The 15358-nt window shown below is 36.3% G+C and carries 13 protein-coding genes; all 13 read left to right on the plus strand.

The window, feature by feature from the left end:
* Window positions 1-489: 489 nt before the first annotated feature.
* The 13 genes from pstC (at window position 490) to AC4BB5_RS05970 (ending at window position 15249) form a co-directional block, all read left to right on the plus strand.
* Window positions 490-1410 (plus strand): phosphate ABC transporter permease subunit PstC, encoded by a 921-nt coding sequence (pstC, locus tag AC4BB5_RS05910; protein ID WP_010760779.1) that lies wholly within the window; start codon window positions 490-492, stop codon window positions 1408-1410.
* On the plus strand, window positions 1410-2294 hold the full coding sequence (gene pstA / locus AC4BB5_RS05915; RefSeq protein ID WP_490458444.1) for a phosphate ABC transporter permease PstA: 885 nt from the start codon (window positions 1410-1412) through the stop codon (window positions 2292-2294). Before pstC ends, pstA begins: the two co-directional genes overlap by 1 nt.
* 16 nt (window positions 2295-2310) lie before the next feature.
* Window positions 2311-3111 (plus strand): phosphate ABC transporter ATP-binding protein PstB, encoded by an 801-nt coding sequence (gene pstB, locus AC4BB5_RS05920; RefSeq protein WP_010760781.1) that lies wholly within the window; start codon window positions 2311-2313, stop codon window positions 3109-3111.
* Window positions 3112-3121: 10 nt separating this feature from the next.
* Window positions 3122-3880 (plus strand): phosphate ABC transporter ATP-binding protein PstB, encoded by a 759-nt coding sequence (gene pstB / locus AC4BB5_RS05925; protein ID WP_490458445.1) that lies wholly within the window; start codon window positions 3122-3124, stop codon window positions 3878-3880.
* 18 nt (window positions 3881-3898) lie between these two features.
* Window positions 3899-4570 carry a phosphate signaling complex protein PhoU gene (gene phoU / locus AC4BB5_RS05930; protein ID WP_490458446.1) on the plus strand — a complete coding sequence of 224 codons (672 nt, stop codon included), beginning with the start codon at window positions 3899-3901 and terminating at the stop codon, window positions 4568-4570.
* A gap of 252 nt (window positions 4571-4822) precedes the next feature.
* Window positions 4823-6193 carry a hexose-6-phosphate:phosphate antiporter UhpT gene (uhpT, locus tag AC4BB5_RS05935; RefSeq protein WP_490459031.1) on the plus strand — a complete coding sequence of 457 codons (1371 nt, stop codon included), beginning with the start codon at window positions 4823-4825 and terminating at the stop codon, window positions 6191-6193.
* A gap of 15 nt (window positions 6194-6208) precedes the next feature.
* Window positions 6209-6970, plus strand: a complete 762-nt coding sequence (locus tag AC4BB5_RS05940; protein ID WP_490458447.1) for a tyrosine-protein phosphatase — start codon at window positions 6209-6211, stop codon at window positions 6968-6970.
* Window positions 6971-7039: 69 nt separating this feature from the next.
* Window positions 7040-7978: a DNA-binding transcriptional repressor DeoR gene (deoR, locus tag AC4BB5_RS05945; RefSeq protein ID WP_490458448.1), complete on the plus strand. Its 939-nt coding sequence runs from the start codon at window positions 7040-7042 to the stop codon at window positions 7976-7978.
* A gap of 106 nt (window positions 7979-8084) precedes the next feature.
* Complete coding sequence (deoC, locus tag AC4BB5_RS05950) at window positions 8085-8756, plus strand: deoxyribose-phosphate aldolase (protein ID WP_490458449.1); 672 nt, start codon at window positions 8085-8087, stop codon at window positions 8754-8756.
* 34 nt (window positions 8757-8790) lie between these two features.
* Window positions 8791-10092, plus strand: a complete 1302-nt coding sequence (locus tag AC4BB5_RS05955; protein WP_490458450.1) for a pyrimidine-nucleoside phosphorylase — start codon at window positions 8791-8793, stop codon at window positions 10090-10092.
* Between the two features lie 603 nt (window positions 10093-10695).
* Entirely contained in the window at window positions 10696-10929 is a 234-nt protein-coding gene (locus tag AC4BB5_RS05960) for a helix-turn-helix domain-containing protein (protein WP_490458451.1), read from the plus strand.
* A gap of 772 nt (window positions 10930-11701) precedes the next feature.
* Window positions 11702-14413 (plus strand): cation-translocating P-type ATPase, encoded by a 2712-nt coding sequence (locus AC4BB5_RS05965; RefSeq protein WP_490458452.1) that lies wholly within the window; start codon window positions 11702-11704, stop codon window positions 14411-14413.
* 248 nt (window positions 14414-14661) lie between these two features.
* A complete protein-coding gene (locus tag AC4BB5_RS05970) occupies window positions 14662-15249 on the plus strand; it encodes an ATP-dependent Clp protease proteolytic subunit (RefSeq protein ID WP_490458453.1) in 588 nt (195 codons plus the stop codon).
* The last annotated feature ends 109 nt before the right edge of the window (window positions 15250-15358 follow it).

Here is a 15358-nt window from a genome sequence, read left to right on the forward strand (position 1 = left end):
TGTTGAGTATTAGGGGATTTATTGGGGTAAGATAAAATGTGATTGTGCAAAAAGAGCTACCCTCCAATTTTTCAGTGGGAGCCAGACAAACCCACAACGCTTTTAATGCTATCTAGCAACGCGGGCTAGCTCTTCGGAAAAAAGATAAAAATGGAATGTGACAAAAAGCATCACAGTCAATTTTTCCTATTTTTCTGTCAGAGCTGAACGGCCCACAACGCTTTTAATGCTATCTAGCAACGAGGGCTAGCTCTTCGGAAAAAAGATAAAAATGGAATGTGACAAAAAGCATCACAGTCAATTTTTCCTATTTTTCTGTCAGAGCTGAACGAGCCCACAACGCTTTTAATGCTATCTAGCAACGAGGGCTAGCTCTTCGGAAAAAAGATAAAAATGGAATGTGACAAAAAAGCATCACAGTCAATTTTTCCTATTTTTCTGTCAGAGCTGAACGAGCCCACAACGCTTTTAATTTAAGGAGGAATTTTCTTGGAAGATGTGCAGAAAAAATTGTTAACAAAATCAAAGCGCGCAAGAATGGAACAACGAGGGAAATTTATTAGTTTTCTTTGTATCGCTTTGATTGTTTTAGTTGTTTTATCAATCTTTTATTTTGTGGCAAGTAAAGGTCTAGCGACTTTTTTTACAAATAAAATCAAAGTTTCCGATTTTTTATTCGGTACAAATTGGAATCCAAGTGAAACAGGAACCGATGGGAAACCAATGGTAGGTGCTTTGCCTATGATTGCAGGTTCTTTTATTGTAACGTTCTTATCTGCAATTATTGCAACACCATTTGCGATTGGTGCAGCTGTGTTTATGACAGAAATTTCACCTAAAAAAGGCTCGAAAATTTTACAGCCAGTTATTGAACTATTAGTTGGAATCCCTTCAGTGGTGTATGGTTTTATTGGATTATCAGTAATCGTTCCTTTTATTCGTTCTATTTTTGGCGGTACAGGTTTTGGTATTTTGGCAGGGACATTTGTATTGTTCGTTATGATTTTACCAACGGTTACAACAATGACAGTTGATGCTTTAAAATCAGTGCCTCGTCATTATCGTGAAGCGTCATTAGCCTTAGGTGCAACACGTTGGCAAACTATTTATAAAGTTGTTTTAAGAGCGGCGGTTCCAGGCATTTTAACGGCAGTTGTTTTTGGAATGGCGCGAGCTTTTGGTGAAGCATTAGCGATTCAAATGGTTATCGGTAATGCAGCAATCATGCCATCTAGTTTAACAACGCCAGCTTCAACATTAACAAGTATTTTGACAATGGGGATTGGAAATACAATCATGGGAACAGTAGAAAATAATGTGCTCTGGTCACTTGCTTTGATCTTATTGTTGATGTCATTATTATTCAATATCATTATTAGAATTATCGGTAGAAAAGGAGCCTTGAAATAATGAATGCAAAAAAAGCAGATAAAATTGCAACGGGTGTTTTATATGCGGTATCAGGAGTGATCGTTTTGATTTTGGCAGCCTTGCTGCTTTATATTCTGATTCGTGGTATTCCTCATATTTCTTGGGACTTTTTAACGAAACCTTCTAAAGCTTATCAAGCTGGCGGCGGTATCGGAATTCAATTATTTAACTCACTTTACCTATTGTTGATCACGATGTTGATCAGTTTTCCAATCTCATTAGGTGCAGGTATTTATTTATCTGAGTATGCGAAGAAAAACTGGGTAACAGATGTGATTCGTACATCGATTGAAATCCTAAGCTCACTTCCTTCAGTAGTCGTTGGTTTATTTGGATTCTTGATTTTTGTGGTGCAAATGGGATATGGTTTTTCAATAATTTCAGGTGCATTGGCATTAACATTTTTCAATTTACCACTATTGACTAGAAATGTTGAAGAATCATTAAAAGCAGTCCACTATACGCAACGAGAAGCTGGGCTGTCATTGGGACTATCTCGCTGGGAAACTGTTATGAAAGTGGTTGTACCAGAAGCGCTACCAGGAATTTTAACTGGTGTAATATTGAGTTCAGGAAGAATTTTTGGTGAGGCTGCTGCGTTGATTTATACCGCGGGACAAAGTGCTCCAGCGTTAGATTTTAGTAATTGGAATCCGTTAAGTGTATCTAGTCCAATCAGTATTTTCCGTCAAGCTGAAACATTGGCTGTTCATATTTGGAAAATCAACACAGAAGGGACAATGCCTGATGGGGCAGCCGTTTCTGCAGGGGCTTCAGCTGTTCTGATTTTAGTCGTTTTACTATTTAATTTCGGCGCACGCTTTATTGGAAACAGATTATATAAAAGAATGACATCAGCCTAATGTTAGGGGAATCAGAATGAAAGAATATAATTTAAATGATACAAATATTATTAAATTACCTGAACCAATTGCTTTACATACCGATGATCTTCATGTCTGGTATGGAGATAACGAAGCGATCAAAGGTGTCGATTTAGAATTCGAAAAAAATAAAATCACGGCTTTGATTGGACCATCTGGTTGTGGTAAATCGACTTATCTCCGTTCATTAAATCGAATGAATGATGGGATTGCGAACACTAAAGTTACAGGTAATATTATGTATAAAGGCGTTAACGTTAATACGAAAGAAGTCGATGTTTATGAAATGCGTAAACGAATCGGCATGGTTTTTCAACGTCCGAATCCATTTAGTAAATCAATCTACGAAAATATCACATTTGCGTTAAAGCAACATGGTGAAAAGGATAAGAAAAAGCTAGATGAAATTGTCGAAACAAGTTTAAAACAAGCAGCTCTTTGGGAACAAGTGAAAGATAATTTAGATAAAAGTGCCTTGGCCTTGTCTGGCGGGCAACAGCAACGTTTATGTATTGCTAGAGCAATTGCGATGAAGCCAGATATTTTGCTTCTAGATGAGCCGGCAAGTGCGTTAGATCCAATTTCAACAGGAAAAGTTGAAGAAACATTAGTGAATTTGAAGGATGATTATACAATCATTATTGTGACACATAACATGCAGCAAGCTGCTCGTATCAGCGATTACACCGCTTTTTTCTATTTAGGCAAAGTAATCGAATACGATGAAACAAGAAAGATCTTTACACGACCAAAAATTCAGGCAACAGAAGATTACGTTTCTGGGCATTTTGGTTAGGAGGAGAAAGATGACAAAAGAAATTATTTCATCAAAAGATTTGCATTTATATTATGGTAAAAAAGAAGCGTTGAAAGGGATCGATTTGAGTATCAATCAAGGGGAAATCACAGCGATGATTGGACCGTCTGGTTGTGGTAAATCAACTTATTTACGTTCATTAAATCGGATGAATGATTTAATTCCAGGCGTAACGATCACTGGAAGTGTGGTATATAAAGGGAAAGATATTTATGGACCGAAGACGGATATCGTAGATTTACGTAAAGAAATCGGGATGGTTTTTCAACAACCGAATCCTTTTCCATTTTCCATCTATGAAAATGTGATCTATGGTTTACGCTTAAAAGGTGAAAAAGATAAACAGGTGTTAGATGAAGCAGTGGAGACTAGTTTAAAAGCGGCTTCCGTTTGGGAAGATGTGAAAGATAAATTGCATAAAAGTGCTTTATCTTTATCTGGTGGTCAGCAACAACGTGTCTGTATCGCTCGTGTTTTAGCAGTTGACCCGGAAATTATTTTACTAGATGAGCCAACTAGCGCTCTTGATCCTGTTTCAAGTGGTAAGATCGAAAACATGCTTTTAACACTAAAAGAAAAATATACGATGATCATGGTAACGCACAATATGTCTCAAGCTTCACGAATTTCTGATAAAACTGCTTTCTTTTTACAAGGAGAATTGATAGAATTTAATGATACGAAGAAGATATTCTTGAATCCGAAGGAAAAACAGACAGAAGATTACATTTCTGGAAAATTTGGTTAAAAAAAAGGAGGAACACATATGTTGCGTAGCCAATTTGAAGAAGAACTATTAAATCTGCATAATCAATTTTATGAAATGGGCATGATGGTAAGTAATGTTGTTCATAAATCTGTGCGAGCTTATATTAATCACGACAAAAAAATAGCTCAAGAAGTAATCGATTATGATGTAGAAATCAATGATATGGAAGTCAAATTAGAAAAGAAAAGTTTTGAAATGATCGCTTTACAGCAACCAGTAACAACTGATTTAAGAATGATCATCACAGTTATGAAAGCTAGTTCTGATTTAGAAAGAATGGCAGACCATGCTGTATCGATCGCTAAATCAACGATTCGTTTAAAGGGAGAAACTAGAATTCCTGAAATTGAAAAAGAAATTTCGGATATGTCCGATTATGTTAAAAAAATGGTTGATAATGTGTTGATCGCTTACGTCAAAACAGATCAAAAAGACGCTCGTATGATTGCTAAAATGGATGCTCGAGTGAATGAGTACTTTGATAGTATCTACAGTCACTCAATCAAAGCAATGCAATCGAACCCGGAAACTGTAATCAGCGGGACTGACTATCTGCACGTAGCAACATATTTAGAGCGCATTGGTGATTATGTAACAAATATCTGTGAGTGGATCGTCTATCTAGCTACTGGAAAAATTACTGAGTTGAATAGTAATCACGATGAATAACATAGTAAAATAGAGGTTGAATCCAAAGCGTTTTAATTGAATCGAAAGAGTGAAACAAAACAAATGACTGGTTTTGTTTCGCTCTTTTCTTTTTTTGTATAAAAATATTGTTCGTAAGTAATGTAAAAAATATTTTTTGAACATAATTTCAATAACGTGTTTACATTTGTTCTTTCGTCGTGTATCATACAATTATATTGGAAAGCGCTAACCATTATAATTAAAATTTTGGGGTGAGGAAATTTGGAAGATATGAATGCAGTTGTTGGTAATATGAATCGGCCAACCTTGGCTGAACAAAGAAAACAATGGTTTAAAGAATTTATGAAACCGTTTTTGGTCGTTGTGATAATCTACATCACAATGTATATGATTCGTAATAATTTTAAAGCAGCACAGCCATTATTGAAAAGTCAGCTAGGTCTAACAACGACAGATCTTGGTTACATTGGTTTTGTCTTTTCTATTGTTTATGGATTTGGTAAATTTATTGTTGGGTATATTGTAGATGGTAAAAATACAAAGAAGATTTTATCTATTTTGCTATTACTGTCTTCGATCACAGTTTTATGTATGGGTATCCTGTTTACCATGAATAATGTCCCGATGGGCTGGATTGTTGTTTTGTGGTCATTGAATGGTTTGTTCCAGTGTGTTGGTGGACCAAGTTGCGCTTCCGTTATTACACAGTGGACGACGAGAAGTAATCGCGGTAGATATATTGGGTTGTGGAATGCATCACATAATATTGGTGGTGGTTTTGCAGGGATTTTTGCTGTTTGGTGTGCGACAACTTTCTTTAAAGGACAGGTAGCAGGAATGTTTATTATTCCAGCTATAGTGGCAGCATTTGTAGCAATCGGAACATTTTTCATTGGAAAAAATAGACCTGAAGATTTAGGCTGGAATTCAAGCGAAGAAATATTTGGTGAGCCAGTCGAAGAGGCAAACGTAGATGCTGAAAACTTAACAAAATGGGAAATTTTCAAAAAGTATCTATTAACTAATCCTTATATTTGGGTTTTATGTGTTGCCAATGTATTTGTTTATATTGTTCGAATTGGTATCGATAACTGGGCGCCGTTATATGTGACAGAACATTTGAATTTTTCACAAGAAGCGGCAGCTCAAACGATTTTCTATTTTGAAATGGGTGCTTTGATTGGATGTTTGGCTTGGGGATATATTTCAGATCTGTTAAAAGGACGTCCAGCTTTGGTTGCTACTGTCAGTACAATTTTACTACCGATCGGAATTATTGGTTATCAGCTTGGTACAACTGAATTTGTGATCAATGCATCATTATTTATGTTAGGTATGATGGTCTTTGGTCCGCAACTGTTGATTAATTTATCCATGTTAGGATTTGTACCAAAAAAAGCAACGGTTGTTTCTGGTGGATTGCTTGGAGCTTTTGCTTATCTATTCGGTGATTCAATGGCCAAAATTCTTTTAGCTAAGATTTCTGATCCATCAAAAGATGGAGTGAATTTCTTTGGGCATGTCTTGCATGGCTGGAATGATACATTTATTATATTTTATATTTCGATCGCGATCATTGCTGTTCTTTTAGGAATCGTAGCATTGGCAGAAGAAAGAAGAAGAAAAAAAGTAAGCGCATAAAGGTGGAGTATACGAATGAACGTACAAATTACAAATTTTAGAGACTTAGGCGGCATTAAAAACAAAGAAGGAAAAACAGTTAAGGCAAAGAAATTATTGCGCTCTGGTCATTTAGTTAATTTAGATCAAAAAACTCAAACAGTACTAGTTGATCGTTTTAATCTAACAAGAATCATTGATTTTAGACGTGGTTTTGAAATCAGTGAGTCACCAGATACTCCGATTGAAGATGTAGAGTATGTCAATTTAGATTTACTAGGAAAAATGAATGCTAAAAATTCAAGTTTAGCTGATTTTGCCAAACTAAAATCTATTGAAGCAGTAGATAAGCATATGCTGGGAGTTTATGAAGATTTGATCATGAATCCAGGAGCTCAAGAAGGCTTTACTGAATTTATGGAGTACATCTTAGCTAATAAAGAGGGTTCAACAATTTTTCATTGTTTTGCTGGTAAGGACCGTACGGGTTATGCCTCAGCATTGTTGCTATTGTTATTAGACGTAAACAAAGAGGAAATCTATAAGGACTTTTTGATTACAAATACGGAAAGAAAACAAGCAAATGATGAATTAATTCAGCAATTTAGAGAGCAAGGATTTGGTGAAGAGCAATTGGAGTCATTAGCAACAGCTCTTTACGTGAAGGAAGATTATCTGGATCATGCATTTAATTTAATTGACAAAAACTTTGGTACTGCAGAAAAATATGCAGCAGAATGTTTGAACTTTGACCAAGAAAAACTAGCTGAACTGAGAAGTATCTATTTAACTGACTAAAAAGTCGATTTGTCTTCCTTGTTTGTTCTTGCTATAATGAGCTTAAATAATAAGAAACGGACAATGTGTATGGATAAAGAAAAACAACAGCTTAGTATCGAAGTAGCACGACTATATTATCAGTCATCCCTTAGTCAGCAGGAAATCGCTGAGAAGTTAAATGTGTCACGGCCGACCATTTCACGATTACTCAATTATGCCAAAGAGAAAGGGTATGTTCAAATTACGATCTTTGATCCTTTTTCTGACCTATTTGAAATTGAAAAAAAGTTGAAAGAAAAATATGGTTTAGCAGAAGTCCATGTTGCCTTCTCGCCAGATGCAAATTACAATTCTATCTCAGAGTATCTAACTTCTTATGCGGCTGAATATCTTGAGGATACTATCAAAAGTGGCGATATCATCGGGGTTAGTTGGGGAACAACGATGCATAAAACTGTTTCTAAAATGAGTCGTCTGGATGTCAAAGGCGTGGAAGTTGTCCAACTAAAAGGCGGCATTGCGTATTTCGATGTTAATAATTACGCATTTGAAACCATTACATTATTTGCTGAAATTTTAAATACTAAAGCAAGAACATTTCCTTTACCGGTTATTTTGGATAGTAAAGAAGCAAAGGATTTAGTTGTACAAGATCGTCATATCAGTAAGGTCATCGAATTAGGGCGCCAGGCAAATATTGCCGTATTTACCGTGGGAACGGTTCAAAGCGAATCTCTGCATTTCCGTTTGGGTTATTTTACTGAACAAGAAGAAAAGTCGCTTAAGGACAATGCAGTGGGAGATATCTGTTCTAGGTTCTTCAATGAAGATGGTCAAGTTAGTGATGAAGAAATCAACAGTCGTACGATTGGGATTGAGCTTGAAGAGCTAAAAACAAAAGAAAAATCGATTCTAATCGCCGGTGGAGATCGTAAAATAAAAGCGATCCATGGTGCATTAGTGGGTGGATATGCCAATGTGCTGTTGATTGATAAATTTACAGCTATGAAACTTTTAAATCATTAATTATATTTGGGAATCGGAGTAGACATACATTTCTACTCTTTTATAAAAATTTAGCATGAACGAAATTTCATTTTATTGGAACGAAATTTCTGAAAGGGAGAGTACAATGAACGTAAACAAAATGATCGACCACACATTATTAAAACCAGAAGCAAATGAGAAAGCATTATTAACTTTGATCGAAGAGGCAAAAAAATATGAATTTGCTTCAGTATGTGTGAATCCTTATTGGGTCGCTTTAGCAAGCAAAGAGTTAGCGGGTACTTCAGTTGAGATTTGTACAGTCATTGGATTTCCTTTAGGAGCAAATACGACAGCAACGAAAGTATTTGAGACGGAAGATGCAATTAAAAATGGTGCAACAGAAGTTGACATGGTTATTAATGTAGGGGCATTAAAGTCAGGGGATGAAGATACCGTTTTAAAAGATATCGAAGCGGTTGTTAAAGCAGCTAAAGGCAAAGCGTTAGTGAAAGTGATTCTTGAAAATTGTCTATTAACGGATAGAGAAATTGCTCTAGCTTCAAAACTGTCTGTCCAAGCAGGAGCAGACTTTGTTAAAACTTCAACGGGCTTTTCAACAGGTGGAGCAACGATCAAAGATGTTGCTTTAATGCGTAAAACTGTTGGACCAAATATTGGCGTGAAGGCTTCTGGTGGTGTTCGTACAGCGGAAGATGCTAAATCGATGATTCATGCGGGTGCTTCAAGAGTAGGTGCAAGTTCAAGTGTTGCGATTGTTGATGAAGCAATCAATGGTACAACTGGCGGCTACTAAAAATATAAACAATTGAGATCGTGAGGTACAAATTATGAGAATGGTTGATATTATTGAAAAAAAACGAAACGGCAACGAACTAAGTAAAGAAGAAATTGAATTCTTTATTGAAGGTTTAACAAATGGTACGATTCCAGACTATCAAGCAAGTGCTTTTTTAATGGCTGTTTATTTTCAAGATATGTCAGATGAAGAAAGAGCTAATTTGACTTTAGCAATGGTTCATTCTGGTGATGTGATCGATTTATCCAATATTGATGGCATAAAAGTCGATAAACATTCTACAGGTGGCGTAGGTGATACGACAACATTGGTTCTAGCGCCACTTGTAGCAGCACTTGATATTCCTTTTGCAAAAATGTCTGGACGTGGTTTAGGTCATACAGGCGGTACGATCGACAAGCTAGAAGCCTTTGACGGTTTTCATGTGGAGTTAACAGACGATGAATTTACTGAGATGGTCAATCGCGATAAAATTTCAGTAATTGGTCAATCTGGTAATTTAACACCTGCAGATAAAAAGTTATATGCTCTAAGAGACGTTACAGCTACAGTTAGCTCAATTCCATTGATTGCAAGTTCAATCATGAGTAAAAAAATTGCGGCAGGTGCAGATGCTATCGTTTTAGATGTTAAGACAGGCGCAGGTGCCTTCATGAAGACTGAAGAAGATGCAGCGGAACTTGCTTCTGCAATGGTTAGAATCGGTAATTTAGTTGGTAGAAATACGATGGCCATCATTTCTGATATGTCACAACCTTTAGGAAATGCAATTGGCAATTCATTAGAAGTACAAGAAGCAATTGATACTTTGCATGGTAATGGACCGGAAGATTTAACAGAACTTGTCCTAACCTTAGGTAGCCAAATGGTTGTACTTGCAGGTAAGACCGATTCTTTAACTGAAGCTAGAGAATTGTTAAAAGGTGTAATTAAAGATGGTTCGGCTTTGGTTAAATTTAAACAATTTATTAAAAATCAAGGTGGTAATCCTGAGTGGATAGACGACCCTAAATTATTACCACAGGCTAATTTTGAAGTAGAAGTTACTTCGGACTCAGATGGTTTTGTTACAGAGATTGTTGCTGACAATATCGGAGTAGCAGCAATGAAGCTGGGGGCAGGTCGGGAAACCAAAGAAGATGACATCGATTTAGCAGTTGGCTTAGTTTTAAGGAAAAAGGTTGGCGATCCAGTGAAAAAAGGCGATAGCTTAGTCACAATATTTGCCAATCAAGAAGATATTGCGGATGTTGTGATGATGATCAAAGAGAATATCCATATTGGTTTAGAGGTTCCAGAAAGTAAATTGATTTACCGCGAAATTCACAATTAGTCTAAAAAGTTAAAAAATAAAAAGCGCTGTTACAAAAAAGTAGACTGAGTTATAACTTAAAAGAGTTATGCTCCAGTCTATTTTTTTCGATTAAATGATCTACACATTTATTCAATGTCTCTTTAATTGAAGTAACGAGACCAAGATTCTCCACATTAAATGTGGAGAATGTATCATTTGGATCTAAATATAAATCATATTCTTGCATCATCGCAGATTTTGTTGAATGAATGCCATGTTTCAGTCCAGTTTTTGCCGCTTCAGCATCAATTCCTTCATAAATTGTTCACATCATCAATGCTTTAGCAATGTTAAAATTTGAGGAGCTGGATGTAGCATTCATTGCTGGTTTTGTTGGCTATCGTTTTGTTTCAAGTTTCAATAAACAATTTAAGGTTATGACAGGCTATTCACCTACAGAAGTCAAAAAATCCGAGGATTTAACAAAAAACGAGTTCCTTTCGCTTCCAAAACAGTCTACCTTTTGAAATTTATAATTAGATTAATCAATATTACAGTGAACTCACCTCACTTCATACTGCGGCTAAATATTTTTACTCTAGTCCAACTAAAATCGATCAAATTGTTTTGGATGAGTTTTCAATGACCTTTAATGCATTATTGGAATATAACCGAATGTTATTTGCACGTTCTCTTTTACTAAGTTCTTCTAGAAAAATTAGTGAAATTGCTGAAGCTTGTGGATATCAATCTATTCGGGCTTTTAACCGAAATGTTTTGTCTTTTTGGGGAAATAGACCAAGAAAATACAAAGCTCTGCTGACTGAAAAAAAGAAAACGGTGGAATCAAAAACTAAGAAAAAATTTGAAGTCTAACGGCTTACTAGAAAAACTATTTTCAATTGACATTCTACGACGATGGGGGCAGCATGGTGGTGAAAGTTGGTCGATACCTAACAGTTGAATAGTGGTGAATGATTATAGGAAAAGTAAAACCTTTATTAATCAGCCTTCTTGGATTAATTGGAACTGTTAGTGTTTTTTGAGGTGGCGTTTTATTTGCAACTTTTTTTGTTATCCTATTTATATTGTTCGTTGGAATAGAAATTGTCACAAGTCATGGTAAGGATACCTCATCGCAACTATAACGATTTGATTCCCCCTGATTGTTCAGTATACTGGAATAATCAGGGGGATTAATATTTAAGTAAAAAAGTGGATTTGTTAGTAGATGTATATGATTTAAGGATCATTAAAAATGAAGGTAAGAAAGAGCAATATGACAAGTAACATAAGATTTTTTCAAATTAAACAGAAATTTTTCTGAAAATCAATACGATTTCATTTGAAAAACACTAAAAGAACAGGTATAATTAATTTAGCAATAATTATTGGTGAGGGACTTGTTCGCCGCCATTTTATTATTTCATGAGGGAGTAACTGGCGGCACTAGCTGCGACAACATCACCAACTCCGAAAGAAATTTCTGGTGTTGTCTTAAACGGTGAGACTTATGTATGTTCTATTTAGCATACAGAGGTCTATTTTTTTTCGTTTTGCTACGAACCCATAAGTTCAAAAACGTGTTCGTTTTGCTATTATGAAGTAAAATAGATTTAAGTAGCTGTAAATTATAAGGAGGAAGAGCATGTCAGAAGAGAAAAAGGTTCAATTATCTGAAGCATTTTACACGCAGACAGATGAAGAGGTCTTACAAAAGTTTGATACGACGGTCGTTGGATTGTCAGATCAAGAAGCCAAAAAAAGGTTAGAGAGTTATGGTGCTAATGCACTAGATGAAGGAAAAAAGAAATCGATTGTTGTCAAATTTTTTGAACAATTCAAAGATTTCATGATCATCGTATTACTATTTGCTGCAGTAATTTCCGCAGTCTTCTCAGGTGATTTTGTTGATTCCATCATCATCTTACTTGTTGTAATCTTAAACGCTATCTTCGGTGTGATCCAAGAGGCCAAAGCTGAACAAGCAATTGAAGCTTTGAAAGAAATGTCTTCACCGAATGCGAATATTCGTCGTGATGGTCACGTGATCACAGTTAAAAGTGACGAATTAGTTCCAGGAGACATCGTTTTATTAGAAGCAGGAGATGTTGTGCCTGCTGACTTACGTTTACTAGAAGCAGCTAGTCTTAAGATCGAAGAAGCAGCCTTGACTGGTGAATCGGTACCAGTTGAAAAAGAAGCAATCGTTCTAGAAGGAACATCTGATGATATCGGTATCGGTGATCGTATCAATATGGCGTATTCAAACAGTAACGTCACTTACGGTCGTGGAGTCGGTGTGGTTGTTGGAACAGGTATGAATACAGAAGTTGGTAAAATTGCTGGCATGTTAGCCAACGAAAAAGAAACAGAAACGCCATTAAAACAAAACTTAAATCAATTAGGTAAAATGTTGACGATTGCAATTTTAGTGATCGCAGCTGTTATGTTTGTTGTCGGTATGATGAACGGACGTACATGGATCGATATGTTATTAACATCGATTTCATTAGCTGTTGCAGCAATTCCAGAAGGCTTGCCAGCAATCGTTACCATCATTTTAGCTCTAGGAACACAAAAAATGGCCAAGAAAAATGCTATCGTCCGCAAATTACCAGCGGTTGAAACATTAGGGAGCACAGATATTATCTGTTCTGATAAAACAGGTACATTGACATTAAACCAAATGACGGTTGAAGCTCTTTACACAGATAACGAAGTAAAACCAGCAACAGATGCTGTTGCAATGGATAATATGGCATTAAAAATCATGAACTATACAAATGATACAAAAATCGCACAAGATGGTTCGTTGATTGGTGATCCAACTGAGACAGCACTTGTACAATATGGTTTAGATCATGATTTCAATGTAATAGAAAAAGTTGCAGCTGAGCCTCGTGTAGCGGAGATTCCATTTGATTCAGATCGTAAATTGATGACAACGGTTCACCAATTAGCAGATGGTAAATTCCTAGTTGCGGTAAAAGGTGCTCCAGATGAATTACTCAAACGTTGTAAGCAAGTTCTGTTAAATGGTCAAACACTAGCAATGGATGATAAACAACATCAAGAAATTTTAACGACTAACACAAAATTAGCGAAACAAGCATTACGCGTTTTAGGAATGGCCTACAAAATCGTAGAGGCAGTTCCATCTGAAATGGATTCTGATTTAGTTGAAAAAGACTTAGTCTTTGCGGGTCTTGTGGGAATGATCGATCCAGAACGTAAAGAAGCGGCGGAAGCCGTGAAAGTGGCCAAAGAAGCGGGCATTCGTCCAATCATGATCACAGGTGACCACAGAGATACAGCAGAAGCAATCGCAGCGCGTCTAGGTATTATTAAAGAAGGCGATGACGATGCAGTAATTACAGGTGCCGAACTAAACGAATTATCTGACGAAGCATTTGCCAAAGTCGTTGAACACTATTCAGTCTATGCTCGTGTTTCTCCAGAACATAAAGTACGTATCGTTAAAGCATGGCAGCAAGAAGGTAAAGTTGTTGCGATGACAGGTGATGGTGTGAATGATGCGCCTGCCTTGAAAGCAGCTGATATCGGTATTGGGATGGGGATCACAGGTACAGAAGTATCAAAAGGTGCCTCTGATATGGTCTTAGCAGATGATAACTTCTCGACAATTATTGTAGCCGTTGAAGAAGGACGTAAGGTTTTCTCAAATATTCAAAAAACGATTCAATATCTACTTTCTGCCAACTTAGGGGAAGTATTAACACTCTTTATTGCAACAATGTTAGCTTGGGATACGTTATTACCAGTTCACTTATTGTGGATCAACTTAGTAACTGATACTTTCCCAGCAATTGCACTAGGTGTAGAACCTGCTGAACGTGATGTGATGAGCCATGCGCCTCGTGGGAAGAAATCAAACTTCTTCTCTGGTGGTGTCTTGAGTAGTGTAATCTATCAAGGGATCACTCAAGGTGCGCTGACTCTGATCGTGTATAAAATGGCGATCGAATTCCCAGCACACACAGCAGCAAATATGCCTAACTTATCAGCAACAGCTTTATATGACTTACAACACGGTGATGCATTGACAATGGCTTTTGCCACATTAGGATTGATCCAATTGTTCCACGCATTCAACGTGAAATCTATTTACCAATCAATCTTTAAAGTTGGCTTGTTCAGAAACAAATCATTTAACTGGGCAATTCTAGTGTCGTTCTTATTACTAGCAGCAACGATTCTAATTCCAGGATTTAATGACTTGTTCAGCGTAACTTCTTTAGATGGTTACCAATGGGCAATCGTTGCCGGAACATCATTTGCGATTATTCCAATTGTTGAGATCGTAAAATTTGTTCAACGCCGAATGGGTAAAAGCTAACACCATACTAAATAATCAAAAAACTGAAACAGCTCGTTCTTAACAGAGTTGTTTCAGTTTTTTATCATATAAAATAGTGAAGAAATCTATCATTGAATGGGTCTTCTGACTAGTTTTTGGGGCTTTATAGGCTTTGATTTTACTAAAGGATTTTTCAAGGTCAAAACAAGTCAAAAAAGTGGACAAATTTTCAGATTACGGTATTATTAATATAGATATGTAGCTTTAAAATATGGAGGTTATCAAATATGAATTATTTAGATGAAAACGAAGAAGCAGAAGAAAAACAACAACCTAATGCGTTTATGAAAAAACTTTTTGAAGAACGAACAATTTTGATTTACGGTGAAATCAATCAAGATTTAGCCCGAGAAGTGACTTCGCAATTATTGTTGCTTGCCGCAATGGGAGATGAACCCATCAAAATTTTTATTAATAGCCAAGGTGGACACGTTGAAGCAGGTGACACGATCCATGATATGATTAAATTTGTAAAACCAGAAGTGATTGTGATTGGAACAGGTTGGGTAGCAAGTGCGGGTATTACGATTTATCTAGCTGCTGAAGCAAAAAACAGATACAGCTTACCAAATACACGCTACATGATCCATCAACCGGCAGGGGGCGTTCAAGGGCAAAGTACCGAGATTCAAATCGAAGCCAAAGAAATCATTCGTATGCGTGAACGTGTGAATCGCTTGATTGCTGAAGCGACAGGTCAAACATACGAAAAAATTGCAAAAGATACGGATCGTAATTTCTGGATGTCAGCGGATGAAGCCAAAGACTATGGTATGATATCTAAAATTATCAAAACAAGTGATGAAATTAAATAAATCTATAAAAAAACTGCAAACAGAAAGTGTTTGTAGTTTTTTTTGTCTTAAAATTAGCAGAAAAATATTCTTTTACAAATTCTTCTTGTCATTCACCTATGAAAAAGTG

The organism is Enterococcus sp. AMC1252 (genome assembly GCF_058216515.1).